Annotated in this window: 14 protein-coding genes and 1 pseudogene; 9 read left to right on the forward strand and 6 right to left on the reverse strand. The window is 62.8% G+C overall.

All coding sequences use genetic code 11. The features are described 5' to 3' along the window. From YU9_RS0110025 to YU9_RS0110040, 4 genes are all read left to right on the forward strand, one after another. Positions 1–678, forward strand: coding sequence for a DUF4286 family protein (locus YU9_RS0110025; RefSeq protein WP_027572696.1), 678 nt, complete (start codon positions 1–3; stop codon positions 676–678). Positions 679–916: 238 nt separating this feature from the next. Beyond that, entirely contained in the window at positions 917–2716 is a 1800-nt protein-coding gene (locus YU9_RS0110030; RefSeq protein WP_027572697.1) for an FAD-dependent oxidoreductase, read from the forward strand. Then, complete coding sequence (locus tag YU9_RS0110035) at positions 2686–4533, forward strand: 2-oxoacid:acceptor oxidoreductase subunit alpha (RefSeq protein ID WP_027572698.1); 1848 nt, start codon at positions 2686–2688, stop codon at positions 4531–4533. Before YU9_RS0110030 ends, YU9_RS0110035 begins: the two co-directional genes overlap by 31 nt. Positions 4534–4663: 130 nt before the next feature. Then, on the forward strand, positions 4664–5719 hold the full coding sequence (locus YU9_RS0110040) for a 2-oxoacid:ferredoxin oxidoreductase subunit beta (RefSeq protein ID WP_027572699.1): 1056 nt from the start codon (positions 4664–4666) through the stop codon (positions 5717–5719). On the opposite strand, the gene YU9_RS0110045 is transcribed toward YU9_RS0110040, so the two are convergent. Next, entirely contained in the window at positions 5720–6199 is a 480-nt protein-coding gene (locus tag YU9_RS0110045; RefSeq protein ID WP_027572700.1) for a DUF4399 domain-containing protein, read from the reverse strand. A gap of 16 nt (positions 6200–6215) precedes the next feature. After that, entirely contained in the window at positions 6216–7745 is a 1530-nt protein-coding gene (locus YU9_RS0110050; protein WP_027572701.1) for an SUMF1/EgtB/PvdO family nonheme iron enzyme, read from the reverse strand. Between the two features lie 317 nt (positions 7746–8062). Here YU9_RS0110050 and YU9_RS41235 point away from each other — a divergent pair. From YU9_RS41235 to YU9_RS0110075, 5 genes and pseudogenes are all read left to right on the forward strand, one after another. Further along, a pseudogene (locus YU9_RS41235) lies at positions 8063–8263 on the forward strand (DsrE family protein); the annotation flags it as partial. A 216-nt stretch (positions 8264–8479) separates the two neighbouring features. Then, a complete protein-coding gene (locus YU9_RS0110060; RefSeq protein WP_027572702.1) occupies positions 8480–8803 on the forward strand; it encodes a helix-turn-helix transcriptional regulator in 324 nt (107 codons plus the stop codon). Further along, complete coding sequence (locus tag YU9_RS0110065) at positions 8800–9228, forward strand: SRPBCC domain-containing protein (RefSeq protein ID WP_027572703.1); 429 nt, start codon at positions 8800–8802, stop codon at positions 9226–9228. Before YU9_RS0110060 ends, YU9_RS0110065 begins: the two co-directional genes overlap by 4 nt. Positions 9229–9270: 42 nt before the next feature. Further along, positions 9271–9486 (forward strand): hypothetical protein, encoded by a 216-nt coding sequence (locus YU9_RS0110070; protein WP_027572704.1) that lies wholly within the window; start codon positions 9271–9273, stop codon positions 9484–9486. Next, positions 9486–9929, forward strand: a complete 444-nt coding sequence (locus YU9_RS0110075; RefSeq protein WP_027572705.1) for a DUF1801 domain-containing protein — start codon at positions 9486–9488, stop codon at positions 9927–9929. The genes YU9_RS0110070 and YU9_RS0110075 overlap by 1 nt, the downstream gene beginning before the upstream one ends. Before the next feature lie 213 nt (positions 9930–10142). Here YU9_RS0110075 and YU9_RS0110080 read toward each other — a convergent pair whose 3' ends face one another. The 4 genes from YU9_RS0110080 to YU9_RS0110095 all read right to left on the reverse strand — a co-directional run bounded on the left by YU9_RS0110080 (position 10143) and on the right by YU9_RS0110095 (position 15839). Then, positions 10143–11681, reverse strand: coding sequence for a SpoVR family protein (locus YU9_RS0110080; protein ID WP_027572706.1), 1539 nt, complete (start codon positions 11679–11681; stop codon positions 10143–10145). Further along, the gene (locus tag YU9_RS0110085; protein ID WP_027572707.1) at positions 11678–12955 is read right to left on the reverse strand and encodes a YeaH/YhbH family protein; all 1278 of its coding nucleotides are present in this window, start codon (positions 12953–12955) and stop codon (positions 11678–11680) included. Before YU9_RS0110085 ends, YU9_RS0110080 begins: the two co-directional genes overlap by 4 nt. Positions 12956–12974: 19 nt before the next feature. Beyond that, positions 12975–14918, reverse strand: a complete 1944-nt coding sequence (locus YU9_RS0110090; protein ID WP_027572708.1) for a PrkA family serine protein kinase — start codon at positions 14916–14918, stop codon at positions 12975–12977. Positions 14919–15215: 297 nt separating this feature from the next. Next, positions 15216–15839, reverse strand: coding sequence for an STM3941 family protein (locus YU9_RS0110095; protein ID WP_027572709.1), 624 nt, complete (start codon positions 15837–15839; stop codon positions 15216–15218). Between the last annotated feature and the right edge of the window lie 226 nt (positions 15840–16065).

Consider the following 16065-nt stretch of genomic DNA (forward strand, 5'->3'; position numbering starts at 1 on the left):
ATGCCGCTCGCCGGGAAAGGCATGCTGCTGACGTCGATGAACATCGACGTTTCAGATGAAGCCGATTTCAACCGCTGGTACGATCGCGAGCATCTGGAAGAGCGTGTCGCGATCGACGGATTCCTCGAAGCGCGGCGCTATGTCGCGCATGCCGCCAATCCCAAATATCTATGCCTGTATTCGACCGCGACGTTAGAGGTGCTCGACAGTCCCGCCTACAAGGCGCGGCTCGCGAACCCGACCGACTGGTCGCGGCAGACCATGGCGCGCTTCAAGGACATGCTCCGTGTCGTCGCGCGCATCACCATCAGCAAGGGCACCGGACGCGGGGCCGCGCTCGGCCTGGTGCGGCTGCGGCCGAGGCCCGACAATGCCGCGACCTGGCGTGATGCACTGCAAGAAAGGCTGACGCCGGACCAGCGCGACGGCATCGTCTCGATGCATCTGCTCGAAAGCGAGCTCGAATTGTCGGGCGCAACGGCGGAGATACCGGCGGTGCGCAACGAAGGCGGGCGCGACTGGTTCGTGCTGATCGACGGCACGCATGTCGGCGCGGTCTCCGCCGTCATCGCCGAGCGCTTCACCGGGCCGGCCGCGGCGCCCTTCCCGCTTCCCATCTCCGTCGGCATCTACTGCCTGATGTGGGACCTCACCAAGAGCGATATCGCGCGCGGCTGAACCAGCATCCGCACCGCAGCATGCTGCACCGCACGCACATCGCGCGGAGCATGAATGCCGTGCGCGCTTGGCTCCCATGAAAGAGGGGAAGCGCGCAAATTTGCCGTTGTACTTCGGAACGGTTCTAATAAGCTAACCCAATGACGTCATTCAGAAACCAGATCGAGACGCGTTAAGCGTCCGCCAAGCTCAACAAAAAAGGCCGCGGGGTCTTTGGGCCTGCGCGGACAGGGTAGGAATGAAACCGACCGATATCGCGGCCCCCGACTACTTTCACAAAGTGGTCGATTGCCAGTGGGCCTGTCCTGCGCACACCCCGGTTCCCGAATACATCCGACTGATCGCACAAGGCCGCTACAGCGACGCCTACATGATCAATTGGAAATCGAACGTGTTTCCCGGCATCCTGGGACGCACCTGCGACCGTCCCTGCGAGCCGGCATGCCGCCGCGGACGCGTCGAGGATAATCCGGTGGCGATCTGCCGTCTCAAGCGCGTCGCCGCGGACTTCAAGGACGATATCAAGCAGCGCCTACCGAAGCCCGCGCCGAAGAACGGCAAGCGTGTTGCGCTGGTCGGCGGCGGTCCGGCCTCGCTGACGGTGGCGCGCGATCTTGCGCCGCTCGGCTATCACTGCACCGTGTTCGATGCCGATCCGGAAGCCGGCGGCATGATGCGGACGCAGATCCCGAAGTTCCGCCTGCCCAATTCGGTCATCGACGAGGAGACCGGCTACATCCTGGGTCTCGGCGTCGACTTCAAGGGCGGCCACCGCATCGACAGCATGAAGGCGCTGCTCGCGGAGAAATATGATGCCATCTTCGTCGGCTCCGGCGCGCCGCGCGGCCGCGAACTCGACATTCCCGGCCGGAAGGAGGCAGCCGCCAACATCCATATCGGCATCGAGTGGCTGGCCAACGTGTCATTCGGCCATATCGACAAGATCGGCAAACGCGTGATCGTGCTCGGCGGCGGCAACACCGCGATGGATTGCTGCCGCACCGCGCGTCGCCTTGGCGGCGAGAGCGTCAAGGTCATTGTGCGCTCCGGCTTCGAGGAGATGAAGGCCTCACCCTGGGAGAAGGAAGACGCGATCCATGAGGACATCCCGATCCTGAACTACATGGTCCCGGTGGCTTTCAAGCATGTCGCCGGCAAGCTGATCGGCGTCACCTTCCAGAAGGTGAAGGCCGAATACGACGCCAATGGCCGGCGCAACCTGGTGCCGTCGGGCGAGCCGGACGAGACGATCACCTGCGACGACGTGCTGGTCGCGGTCGGGCAGGAGAACGCCTTCCCCTGGATCGAACCGGATTGCGGCATCGAGTTCGACAAATGGCACATGCCGAAGGTCGATCCCAAGACATTCGTGTCCACCAATCCGAAAGTGTTCTTCGGCGGCGACGCCGCGTTCGGCCCCAAGAACATCATCTGGGCGGTCGCGCACGGCCATGACGCCGCGCTGTCGATCCACAGGATGCTCTCGGGCGAGGCGATCGACGAACGTCCGCTGCCGGAGGTGCAAATCTCCTCGCAGAAGATGGGCATCCACGAATGGAGCTATGACAACGACATCTCCAACGACAAGCGCTTCAAGGTGCCGCATCGCGACAAGGTGATCGCGCTGAAGGACATCCGCGCCGAGGTCGAGCTCGGCTATGACGTCAAGCTCGCGCTCGGCGAGGCGCATCGCTGCCTGAACTGCGACGTGCAGACCGTGTTCTCGACCTCGCTCTGCATCGAGTGCGATGCCTGCGCCGACATCTGCCCGATGGACTGCATCACCTTCACGGGCAACGGCGAGGAAGGCGATTTGCGCCAGCGCCTGAAGGCGCCTTCACCGCATTCGGACCAGGACCTCTATGTGTCCAGCGACCTCAAGACCGGACGCGTGATGGTGAAGGACGAGGATGTCTGCCTGCATTGCGGGCTGTGCGCCGAGCGCTGTCCCACCGGCGCCTGGGACATGCAGAAATATTTCATCGAGATGACCTACGCAGGTTCGACATGCCCGACAAAAAGCCGCTCAGCAGCGTAAACGACTTCGTCGTCCGCTTCGCCAACGTCAACGGCTCGGGCTCGGCCAGCGCCAACGAGATGTTTGCGCGCGCGATCCTGCGCCATGGCGTGCCGGTGTCCCCGCGCAACATCTTTCCATCCAACATCCAGGGCCTGCCGACCTGGTACGAGGTGCGCGTGACGGAAGCCGGCCATCTCGGCGCCCGCGGCGGCGTCGACATGATGGTGGCGATGAACCCGCAGACCTGGGACAAGGACGTCGCCGGCATCGAGCCCGGCGGCTACCTGTTCTACGATTCCACCAAGCCGATGCCGTCGACGAAATTCCGCGACGACATCACCGTGATCGGCGTGCCGCTGACCGCCATCACCAATTCGACCTATACCGATCCGCGCCAGCGCCAGCTGTTCAAGAACATCATTTATCTCGGCGCGCTCAGCGCGCTGCTCGACATGGATCCGAAGCTGATCGAGCAGCTGATCGGCGAACAGTACAAGGGCAAGGAGAAGCTGCTCTCCTCCAACGTCCACGCGCTGCATCTCGGCCGCGACTGGGCGCTACAGAACCTGAAATGCCCGATCGGGCTCAGGGTGAAGAAGTCCGACAAGGTCGGCGACCGCATCTTCATCGAGGGCAACAGCGCCGCCGCTCTCGGCGCCGTGTATGGCGGCGCCACCGTGTGCGCGTGGTATCCGATCACGCCGTCCTCGTCGGTGGCGGAGGCCTTCACCGCCCATTGCAAGAAGTACCGGCACGATCCCGAGACCGGCAAGGCCAAATACGCGATCGTGCAGGGCGAGGACGAGCTGGCTTCCATCGGCATCGTCATTGGCGCCTCCTGGAACGGCGCCCGCGCCTTCACCGCGACCTCGGGCCCTGGCATCTCGCTGATGACGGAGTTCATCGGCCTCTCCTATTTCGCCGAGATTCCGGCGGTGATCATGAACATCCAGCGCGCCGGCCCCTCCACAGGCATGCCGACCCGCACCCAGCAATGCGACATCATCGCCTGCGCCTATGCCTCGCATGGCGACACCAAGCATGTGCTGCTGTTCCCGGAAGATCCGGCCGAGGCGTTCGAGTTCGCGGCTGCCGCCTTCGATCTCGCCGAGCGGCTGCAGACCACGATCTTCCTGATGCTCGATCTCGACATCGGCATGAACCACCGCCTCTGCCGCCCGCTGAAGTGGGACGATGCCCGGCAATATGACCGCGGCAAGATCATGACGGCGGAGATGCTGGAAGAGGGCCGCGACTTCGGCCGCTATCTTGACGTCGACGGCGACGGCATTCCTTACCGCACCTATCCCGGCACGCATCCGACCAAGGGCTCCTATTTCACCCGCGGCACCTCGCGTGATCGCTATGCGCGCTACTCCGAGGAAGGCACCGTCTATGCCGACAATATGCAGCGCCTGGTGCGCAAGTTCGAGACCGCGCAGGATCTGGTGCCGCGGCCGCTGCAGGCCAATGCGGAACGGCCGACCAAATATGGCGTGATCTATTTCGGCTCGACCTCGCCGGCGATGGACGAGGCGATCGGCCTCTTGGAGGCGCGCGGGCATCAGCTCGATCGCCTGCGTATCCGCGCCTTCCCGTTCCATTCGAGCGTCGCAAGCTTCCTCGCCGAGCACGACTTCGTCTACGTCGTCGAGCAGAACCGCGACAGCCAGCTCCGCCAGCTCATCGTCAACGAGAACGGCATCGATCCCGTCCGGCTCGTGCCGATCGTGCACTACGACGGCACGCCGATCACCGCCCGTTTCATCGCAAAAGCCATTGGCGACCACCAGGATCACCTCAAGGTGACCCCGCTCCGCAAGGCCGTGTCATGATTTGTCCGTCACTCTCTCCGTCGTCATGCCCGGGCTTGACCCGGGCCTCCACGCTCTTTCTCTCCGCCGCCAGGACGTGGATGGCCGGGACAAGCCCGGCCATGACGCCGCGGAAGCTTCAGGTGCTCTGATGACCTACATCGCGAAACCGAAATTTCATCATCCGGGCCTCAAGAAGAACGCGCTCGGCTACACGCATCGCGACTACGAGGGCAAGATCTCGACGCTGTGCGCGGGCTGTGGCCACGATTCGATCACGGCCTCAATCATCGAGGCCTGCTACGAGCTCTCGATCGAGCCGCATCGGGTGGCCAAAATCTCCGGCATCGGCTGCTCGTCGAAGACGCCGGACTATTTCCTCGGCAATTCGCACGGCTTCAACTCCGTGCACGGCCGCATGCCCAGCGTGCTGACCGGTGCCAACCTCGCCAACCGCGATTTGATCTATCTCGGCGTCTCCGGCGACGGCGATTCCGCCTCGATCGGCTTCGGCCAGTTCGCGCATTCGATCCGGCGCGGCGTCAACATGACCTACATCGTCGAGAACAACGGCGTCTACGGCCTGACCAAGGGCCAGTTCTCGGCGACCGCCGACCGCGGCTCGAAGAGCAAGAAGGGCGTCACCAACACCGACAACGCCATCGACCTCGTGGCGATCGCGCTGCAGCTGGGCGCGACCTTCGTGGCGCGCTCGTTCTCCGGCGACAAGAGCCAACTGGTGCCGCTGATCGCAGCCGCGATCGGCCACAAGGGTGCATCCTTCATCGACGTCATCAGCCCCTGCATCGCCTTCAACAACCACGCCGGCTCGACCAAGAGTTTTGACTATGTCCGCGAGCACAACGACGCCGTGAACCGGCTCGACGTGCTGGTGGGCCGCGATCCGATCGCAGTGGATTATGCTCCAGGCACGATTCAAGTCGTGGAGCAGCACGACGGCAACAAGATCGCGCTGCGCAAGATCGACGCCGACTACGATCCGCATGACCGGTTGGGAGCACAGACCTTCCTTGCGAGGCACGCCGCCAAGGGCCAGATCGTCACCGGCCTGCTCTATGTCGACCCCGATGCGGAAGACCTGCACGAGCACCTCAACACGGTCGAGACCCCGCTCAACACGCTGGAAGCGGACACGCTGTGTCCGGGCTCGGCGGTGCTGGACAAGATCAACGCCAGCCTGCGGTGATCAACGGCGCCGTACCGGACCGGGCTGCCTGACTCGTACCGTGATTTTCTCGGACGCGACGGGCGGATCGAAGGGATAGTGCTTCGCATCGCCCAGCACCAGTTGCAGCGTGTGCGTGCCGGGCGGAAGCTCGAGAAACGTTTCGGTTTGCCCTGCCCCGAAATGCAGATGGGACTTGTCCTGCGGGATCGGCTCCTTGATATCGATGGGGTCGTTGACGTCGACCAACAAATGGTGATGACCGGCGCTTTGATAGTCATCGCCAGCATGGGTCACGCCCATGTTGCGCAGACCGAACCGGACCCAGAACCCACCACGGATCTTCTGCCCCTCCTGCGGCGTGATGAAATAGAGCTTTGCGTCCTTGGGAGCGGTCTTGCCCTGAGAGTAAGCAGCGCTTGGCAGCAAAACACTTGGCAGCAAAACACCTGGCAGCAATGCGAGCGCCGCCGCGAGCGCGGCGCAGCGAATGATTTTCATCAAATCTACTCCAGCCTTAAGGACTTAGCGCGACACGGAATCCATGCGTCGGGTAACGGACATTGGTATCATAGCCATCGCGGTTGGACGGCCGCACGTATCTCGAATCGTTCTTCCAGGAGCCCGAGCGCAGGACGTGCGATGAGCAGTCGCCGCCGGTCCATGCCGAGCCGTCGACCGGCGCCCCCTGATAATTCTTGTGCCAGCAATCCTCGACCCACTGGTCGACGCCGCCGCCCATGTCGTGGAGCCCGAACGGATTGGGCTTGAAGCTGCCTACCTTCGCCGGCTGCTCGGCCGCGAGGTCGCCGCAATCCTTGCATCCGGCCATGCCCGGCTGCAGCTTGTCGCCCCACCAATACTTTGTTTGCGTACCGCCGCGGGCTGCGTATTCCCATTCGGCCTCGCTCGGGAGCCGGTACCGCTTTTTCGTCGCCTGCGACAGAAAGGCGGCATATTGCTGCGCATCAGTCCAGCTCACATTGCTGACCGGCGCATCGTCCTTGCCGGTCGCGGTGAAACCGCACGCGTTCGCAGCCGCGCATTCGTTCCACTCCCGCACCGTCACTGGATATTTTCCGATCGAGAACGGCTTGATCGTGACCTGGTGGATGGGACGCTCGGTCGGATCGTCGTTGCTTCCCATCGCGAAACTGCCGCCGCGAAGGGCGACCATTTCGGGCTCGCGCAGCGGCGTCGCGGACGGGCTTGGCGCCGGCGTCGACGATGGAGGCGCCGAAGCCAATGAGGGAGATGGTTGCGGCGCCTGCGTCGCGACTTCGCGCGGCGGAGCTTGCGGGACCGGAGATGGCGCCGGAGAAGCGGCGGGCGCTGCGACCTGCTCGCCCATCCTGCCCTGCGGCGATGCCAGCAGATACCAGAGTGCGCCGGCGGCAATGACGAGCAGCGTGATGGCCAGGAAAAAGATCAGCGCGTTCTCGCGCCGGCTTCTTGTCCTGCCGACGGCATCTGCATCCGGCAGCACGCGATAGACGCGCACGGGATCGGTGATGTTCTTGACCTTGCGGTCGCCGAGCGACTCATAGCCGCACACGATCTTGTGCTTGATCTGCTCGTAGATCGCGCCGGAGATGTAGACCTGTCCCGGCTCCGCGATGCCCTCGATACGCGTGGCGATGTTGACGCCGTCACCATAGATGTCGTCCGGCTCCACGATGACGTCGCCGAGATTGACGCCAATCCGATATTCGAGCCGGGAATGCTTGGGAATCGAGGCGTTGCGACCGACGAGATTTTGCTGGATGACGATGCTGCATCGAACGGCCTCGACGGGACTGTCGAAAATGGCGATGAAGCCGTCGCCGGTCGTCTTCACCAGACTTCCATGGTGCTCGATGATGGTCGGCTGGATGATGTCGCGCTCGATCCGCTTGACGCGGGTATGCGTGCCTTCCTCGTCGGCCTGCATCAGCCGGCTGTAGGAGGCGATGTCGCCGACGATGATCGCGGCGAGACGACGAGGCATTCCGCTGTGCGGCGGCGGCTCATCCTGATTTCCGGATCTGAAGTTGCGAATTTCGCCCATGCGGGGGACTCCACAAACTTGCAAGGCAGCCCCAGCCTACGACTGCCAAAGGCGGTCGTCTGTGAAGGCTATCACATTGACGAACCGAGACAATGTCGCAGCGATCGCCGGCGTCGGGTTCCGGAGAATCAGGGCGTCACACCCATTGAACCTTCTTGATCGCAGCCATGACTAAGGAGGCCGTTGGCCCCTATCCCTGCAGGATGGGTCACACGAGCGACGTGCGGAGGTTGAACGCGCTGCGCTCCCGCCCTGACTTTCGCTGCGCTGACCAGCCTCGCCCATGCCGATGAGGCCGACAAGGTCAGGGAGACCACGCGCAGGCGAACCCCGACGTCAGCAAGCGCGTGGTCGAGTTCTCCAAGGACGGCGTCGAGCTCGCCGCCTGCGGCAACACGATGAAGGCGCAGAACGTCACGCTCAACGAGCTGCTGCCGGGCTTCGTCAGCGCCGAGAAGGGCGGCGTGGTGCGTTTGGCCGAGCTGCAGTCGCAGGGGTATCTGTATTTGCGGCCGTAGGGCCCGAGAGGCCGCCACATCCCCCGTCATTGCGAGCGTAGCGAAGCAATCCAGAATCCCTCTGCGGAGGCAGTCTGGATTGCTTCGTCGCAAATGGCTCCTCGCAATGACGTGGAGAGAGTTGCGCGAGTGAGCGCCATATCCCCCACAGCGCTTGACTTACCCATAACCCCGGAGTTATGGGTTTATCCATAACTTTCTGATTATGGATCTTTCATGTCCGCCGCGCACGATCTCCTGTTCAGGACGCTCGCCGATCCGACCCGGCGGGCGATCTTCGAGCGGCTGTGCCGCGAGGGGGAGCAGACCGTCGGGGCGCTGACGGCGCGATCCGGTGTGTCCCAGCCGGCGGTCTCAAAGCATCTCGGCGCCTTGAAGCAGGCTGGCCTGGTGCGCGACCGCCATGAAGGACGCCAGACCCACTACAGCGCGCGGCCCGGTGCGCTCAATCCGCTGATCGACTGGACCGGCCAGATGGCCGGGTTCTGGCAGAAAAGGCTCGACGCGCTCGATGATCTGCTGAAGAGGATGGACCAATGAACGAACCTGCCGAGACGCGCTCCGTCGTCATCGAGCGCGAATTTGCCTTTCCGGCTGAACGGATCTGGCGCGCGCTAACGCAGCCGCATCTGATCGAGGAATGGCTGATGAAGAACGACTTCAAGCCGACCGTCGGCCATCGCTTCAACCTGCGCGGCGAATGGGGCGGCGTGCTGGACTGCGAGGTGCTCACTATCGAGCCGCAGAAGACGCTCGCCTACACCTGGAATTTCTCGCATGAGGACGCTGCCTTCGATCTCAAGAGCGTGGTGACCTTCACGTTGACACCGACGGGCGCGGGCACGCATCTGCGCGTCGAGCAGGCAGGCTTCAGCCCGACGCAGAAGCAGGCTTTTGGCGGTGCGCATGCCGGCTGGAAGCAGTTTTTGGCCAAGCTGGACGAAGTGCTGGCGCGGGCAGACTAGCTCCGCCGGCGTCCATTTCGATCAATCTCGGAGGAGGTCTCAATGAGCACCCAAATGTGGATTCGGCAGATTCATCGCTGGCTGTCGATGGCGTTCACGCTTGCGGTCATCGCCAACATCGTGACGATGACCATGCAGCTCCAGGCCGTGTGGATCGGCTTCTTGGCGCTCGTCCCGCTCATCCCGCTGCTCGCGACCGGGCTATATTTGTTCGCGCTGCCCCATGTCGGCCGCAGCAAAGCGAACGAGGCGAGATGATGAAGAAGGCCGTGACAGCGAAAAAGGCGAGCGTGAAAGAAGCGAATGAACCTTCGCCCTCGAAACTGATCGACGGCAGGATCAAGGAACTCGGCGACTGGCGTGGCGAGATGCTCGCGCGGATTCGCGGCCTGATCAAGCAGGCGGATCCCGACGTCGTCGAGGAGTGGAAATGGCGCGGCGTTCCCGTGTGGGAGCACGACGGCATCATCTGCACCGGCGAGACCTACAAGGAAGTGGTGAAGCTGACCTTCGCCAAGGGCGCGGCGCTGGACGACCCCGCGGGCCTGTTCAATTCCAGCCTCGATGGCAACGTGCGCCGCGCCATCGACATTCGCGAGGGCGAAAAGATTAACGAGAAGGCGTTGAAGGCGCTGATCCGGGCGGCGGTGGAGCTGAATGCGAGCAAGGCGAAGAAGAAGCCGGCAAAGCGATCGGCCTAAACAGCCGTAGTGCAGCCACGAGTGCCTTCCTTCTCCCCTTGTGGGAGAAGGTGGCGCGAAGCGCCGGATGAGGGGTCTCTATCGGCAGGGGAAGGTGTGGAGAGATACCCCTCACCTCAATGAGCTTGCATCTGCCGGCGTCGCTGCCCTCTCCCACAAGGGGCGAGGGCACATCAACGCGCATTTCGCCTTATTGCCGCATAGTAGGCCGCCTCAGGCCACCGCGGCCGGGATCGGGCGCGGGCTGACGACATATTCGCGTACGACCTTGTCGTTGGCATCGACCTCGATCAGCGCAACGTCGTAGGTCCAGAGATCGGCGAGATGCTGGAGCACGCGCTTGGCGTCGGTCTCGTTGAGCTGCGAGCCCTTGATGACGTGATGATGCAGGATCAGGCGCCGATCGCCGGAGAGATCGACGTCAACCACCTCGATATTGGCGTCGATGAAGCCGACGTCGTGCTGCCGCGCCAGCTCGCGGCGGACGCGGCGGAAGCCGCGCTCGTCGTGGATGGCATCGACCCGGATGCCGGCGCGCTCCTCTGGATCGTCGTGCAGATGGAACATGCGGAAGTGCCGCATCAATCTGGGGCTCAGGAACTGGCCGATGAAGCTCTCGTCGCGGTAATTGGCCCAGACGTCACGCAGCACGCCCATGACATCGCCCTTGCCGGCGATGTCGGGGAACCATTCGCGGTCCTCGTCTTCCGGCCTGGTGACGATGCGCTCGATGTCCTGCATCAAGGCAAAGCCGAGCGCGTAGGGGTTGAAGCCGGAGAAGCGGGGATCGTCGAATTCGGGTTGGAACACGACGTTGGTGTGCGATCCCAGGAATTCGAGGAAGTTGCCGTCGCTGATGCGCCCCTGCTCGTGCAGCCTGGTCATGATGCGATAGTGGACGTAGGTCGCCGTCCCCTCGTTCATGACCTTGGTCTGGCTCTGCGGATAGAAATATTGCGCGATGTGGCGGACGATGCGCAAGAGCTCGCGCTGCCAGGGCGCCAGCCGCGGCGCGCTCTTCTCCAGGAAATAGAGCAAATTCTCCTGCGGCAGGCCGAGCAGCTTGCGGCGGCGCTCGATGCTGAGCGCGGACCGGCTCTTGGTCGCGCCCTTGGGGACTGTGCGCCAGAGATCGTTGAAGACTTCCTCCTCGTGCTGGCGGCGGCGCCCTGCCCGCTTCTCCTCGGCGCGCAGATCGAGCTTCTTCTTGCCGGGATAACGGTCGATGCCGTGCGACATCAGCGCATGCGCGGCATCGAGCGTGCGCTCGACCTCGATGCGGCCGTAGCGATCCTCGCATTGCATGACGTAGTTCTTGGCGAAGTCGAGATAGTCCAGGATGCCGTCGGCATCGGTCCACTGCTTGAACAGATAGTTGTTCTTGAAGAAATGGTTGTGGCCGAAGGCGGCGTGCGCGATCACCAGCGTCTGCATCGTCGCCGTGTTCTCCTCCATCAGATAGGAGATGCAGGGCGAGGAGTTGATCACGATCTCATAGGCGAGCCCCATCAGGCCCTTGCGATAGGACGCTTCGTGGAACGCAAAGTGCTTGCCGAACGACCAGTGCTTGTAGAACAAGGGCATGCCGACCGACGAATAGGCGTCCAGCATCTGCTCGGCAGTGATGACCTCGATCTGGTTCGGATAGACGTCGAGCCCGAGATCCTTCAACGCCACCTCCTCGCAGGCATCGGTGATGCGCTGCAAGGTGTGAAAATCCCAATCGGCGCCTTCGAACAATCGTTCCGTCATGGAGCGGCCTTCTCCTGGGCAGTATCGCGGCGGTGGAACAGATCGTGGAACACCGGAAAGATCTCGCTGCGCTCGGAGACCTTGCGCATCGAGAGCGGTGCGCCGCTGTTGCGCAGGCGCTCATAGAGGGTCCAGAGCGAGGAGTCGGAGAGATCGAAAGCGCTGCCGCCTGATTCCCCGACCTCGAGATAGGCAAAGAACTGGCAGACCGGCAGGATCTTGTCGGTCAGCAGCAGCCCTGTGAGCTCGCCGTCGGAATAGGAATTGTCGCCGTCGGAGGCTTGCGCGGCGTAGATGTTCCAGTCCGCCGGGTTGAAGCGCTCGCGCACGATCTCGTGCATCGCCTGCAGCGCGCTGGAGACCAGCGTGCCGCCCGAGGCCGGACCGTAGAAGAAGGTCTGCTCGTCCACCTCCTCGGCGCGGTCGGTGTGGCGGATGAAGACGATCTCGACGTGCTTGTAGCGCCGCTTCAGGAACACGTAGAGCAGCATGTAGAAGCGCTTGGCCAGATCCTTCATGTGCTCGGACATCGAGCCGGAGACGTCCATCAGGCAGAACATCACGGCCTGCGCGACGGGCTTCGGCACGGTCTCGAAGCGCCGGTAGCGGATATCGAGCGGATCGATGAAGGGGATGCGCTTGGATTTCGCCTTCATCTTTTCGAGCCGAGCGACCAGTTCCGCGCGCTCGTCCTCGTCCGTGCATGCTTCGATCGCGGCTTCCAGCTCTTCGATCTCGTCCTTGCGGGGACGCCTGAGCGCGATGCGGCGGGCGAGCGCGAGCTTCACCGTCCGGCTGACCGAGATGTTGGCGGGCGAGCCGGACATGGTGTAGCCGGCGCGCTGGATGCCTTCGCTCTCGGTCTGGGCGATCTTGCGCTTGGCGAGATCCGGAAGCTCGAGGTCGTCGAGGAAAAGATCGACGAACTCGTCACGGCTCAGCACGAAGCGGAAGGCGTCCTCGCTGTCGCCTTCGCCGGGGCCGGAATCCTTGGCGCTGCCCTGGCCGGAGCGCTGGAGATAGTCGCCTTCGACGAACTTCTTATTGCCGGGCAGGACCATGTCCCGCGTTCCGCCTTCACGGCGGAAGCGCGGCTCGTGCATGCCGTCGAGCGGGATCGTGACCTCACCACCCTCCAGGACGTCCTTGATGTCGCGTTCCTGCGAAGTCTTCTTGACGGCGCCCTGCACCAGGGATTTGGCCCGACGCAAGAACCGCTGGCGGTTCTCAAGACTCTTGCCGCCTGGATTCAGGCGCCTGTCAATGATGTGAATGGGCACTTTTCCATCCGCCTCAACCGGCCTGCTTCACGCGCATGTACCATTCAACGAGCCGGCGAACCTGACGCTCGGTGTAGCCACGCTCCACCATGCGTGCGACGAACTCGCCGTGCTTCTTCTCCGTCTCGCCGTCCTTCTTCGACCCGAAGGAGATGACCGGAAGCAGGTCCTCGACCTGGGAGAATATCCGCTTTTCGATCACATCGCGAATCTTCTCATAGGAGGTCCAGGTCGGATTCTTGCCGCCGTTCTGGGCCCGCGACCGTAACGAGAATTTGACGACCTCGTTGCGGAAGTCCTTGGGGTTGGCGATACCCGCCGGCTTCTCGATTTTGGTCAGCTCCTGGTTCAAGAGCTCGCGATCGAGCAGCTGGCCGGTGTCGGGATCCTTGAAATCCTGGTCCTCGATCCAGGCGTCGGCATAGTCGACGTAGCGATCGAACAGGTTCTGGCCATAATCCGAGTAGGATTCCAGATAGGCCTTCTGGATCTCGTTGCCAATGAACTCGGCGTAGCGCGGCGCCAGCTCCGCCTTGATGAATTCAAGATAGCGTTTCTCGGTTTCCTCCGGAAGCTGCTCGCGGCGGATCGCCTGTTCCAGCGCGTACATCAGGTGCACGGCGTCGGCGGCGACCTCCTGCGGATCGTGGTTGAAGGTCGCAGCCAGGACCTTGAAGGCGAAGCGGGTGGAGGCACCGTCCATGCCCTCGTCGACGCCGGCGGCATCGCGATATTCCTGGACGCTGCGCGCTTTCGGATCGGATTCCTTCAGGCTTTCGCCGTCGTAGACCCGCATCTTGGCGAACAGGGTGGAGTTCTCGTGCTTGCGCAGGCGCGACATCACCGAGAACCGCGCCAGCGTCTCCAGCGTCGAAGGCGCGCAAGGAGCCGACGCGAGCTCGGAGCCCTGGATCAGCTTTTCGTAGATTTTCTGCTCCTCGGCGACCCTGAGGCAGTAGGGCACCTTGATGACGCAGATTCGGTCGATGAAGGCTTCGTTGTTCTTGTTGGCCTTGAAGCTCGCCCACTCGGCTTCGTTCGAGTGCGCGAGGATGATCCCGGTGAACGGGATCGCGCCGATGTTCTCGGTGCCGATATAGTTGCCTTCCTGCGTCGCGGTCAGCAGCGGATGCAGCATCTTGATCGGCGCCTTGAACATCTCGACGAATTCGAGGATGCCCTGATTGGCGCGGTTGAGGCCGCCGGAATAGCTGTAGGCGTCGGGATCATTCTGGGCGTAGGTCTCGAGCTTGCGGATATCGACCTTGCCGACCAGCGAGGAGATGTCCTGGTTGTTCTCGTCGCCGGGCTCGGTCTTGGCGACCGCGATCTGGCGCAGCCGCGACGGCTGGATCTTTGCGACGCGGAATTGCGAGATGTCGCCGCCGAAGGCTTCGAGCCGCTTGTAGCACCACGGGCTCATCAGGCCGGTGAGACGGCGGCGCGGAATGCCGTATTTCTCCTCCAGCATCGGACCGAGATGATCGGGATCGAACAGGCTGAGCGGGCTCTCGAACACGGGCGAGAGTTCGTCGCCGGCCTTGAGCACATAGATCGGGTTCACTTCCATCAGCGACTTCAGCCGCTCGGCGAGCGAGGACTTGCCGCCACCGACCGGGCCGAGCAGATAGAGGATCTGCTTGCGCTCCTCCAGGCCTTGCGCCGCGTGGCGGAAGAAACCGACGATGCGCTCGATGGTTTCTTCCATGCCGTAGAAGCCGGCGAAGGCCGGATAGGTGCGGATCGTGCGGTTCAAAAAAATACGGCCAAGGCGTGGGTCCTTGGCCGTATCGATCGTCTGGGGATCACCGATCGCCGCTAGCAGTCGTTCGGCCGCGTTCGCGTATTTCATGGGATCGCTTCGACACGATTCCAGATATTCCGCCATCGACATGTCGTGCTGGCTTCTCGCCTCGAACGACCGAGCGAAAGCGTTGAATAGAGAATCGTTGTACATGATCCCTCTCCGCGTGAGTTCCGCTATAAGCTGAAACGAAAGCAGTTACCGGACCGTTCCTCAGGCCGTTTCGAATCAGCGTGAGCACATGACGATCATTGGACACCCGGGCGCCAACTCGACGCAACGCACAACGTAGGCACTCCATGAGTTACGAACAGGCACATGCCTGTAATTTGTGCGAATCTGTCTCTATATTGGCTCATTTCCAGAAAATGTCACTTGGTCGCAACATCCGGACGTTCCCGGGGATGTGCCGATCCGGCAATGCAGCATAGCGATCCGGGAGCGGCGATCTTATGACACTTGTACGGCGAAGCTTTGGGGGCCGCGTTCATCTTCCTGCTGCAATGCAGTGTGCGCGCTGCTGGCGGCGTGGCAGTCGCGACAGGCGCGCAGCAGTGTATCAAAATCAGTCGCCAGGCCCTCCGTGCGGATGACGATGCGACCATCCTTCACGGCCCGAGCCAGGGTGGGAATGGCGCACAGCTGGCGCCGCAATGCCGGCGACGGCGTCAGCACGATCGTCTTGTGGCCGCGGCATTCTTCAGCTGAAATCTCCGCGATCGACTCCCACGGCAGAAATTCATTGCCGATGCGGAGATCGCGGATGCCGTAGGGGGTGACGACCACCACGGCTCCTCGCTCGGCGGGAAGCATCCAGATCAGCCAGCTGGTCACCAGGCCGAACACCACGACGCCGACATAGCCGACCGTCGTGTCATAATCGCCGAGACCGTCCCACCAGTCCAAGGCAAGGCTTGCACTGAGCAGGGTCATGGCAAAACCCGCCGCGACCAGCAGCCGCAGCTGCGTCACGCAGCGACTGATTTCGAGATCGCAGGACGCGTCGATGCTCACCGTCGACGCAACCGATTGCCGGCTCTCGGCGCCCGCCGAACCTTCATGATGGGCGTGCATGCTTTTCCCCCCAGCTTGGCCATTCGCGGCCAACCCACGACGCAACGGCGGATCCACTTCGCCGAAGGCACTCCACGCAACCGTTGGCTGACAACGCGAGACGGCTGACGCTACGCAAGGAGACCTCGGCCGTATCCTCCGGCCAACGACTTCTACGCAACACAGCAACTGCCCGCCTGGATCGCCATGATCGCGACGGAGTTCCACTGGAGAGTATGACTCTCAT

Source organism: Bradyrhizobium sp. WSM1743 (genome assembly GCF_000473065.1).
Taxonomy (GTDB): domain Bacteria; phylum Pseudomonadota; class Alphaproteobacteria; order Rhizobiales; family Xanthobacteraceae; genus Bradyrhizobium.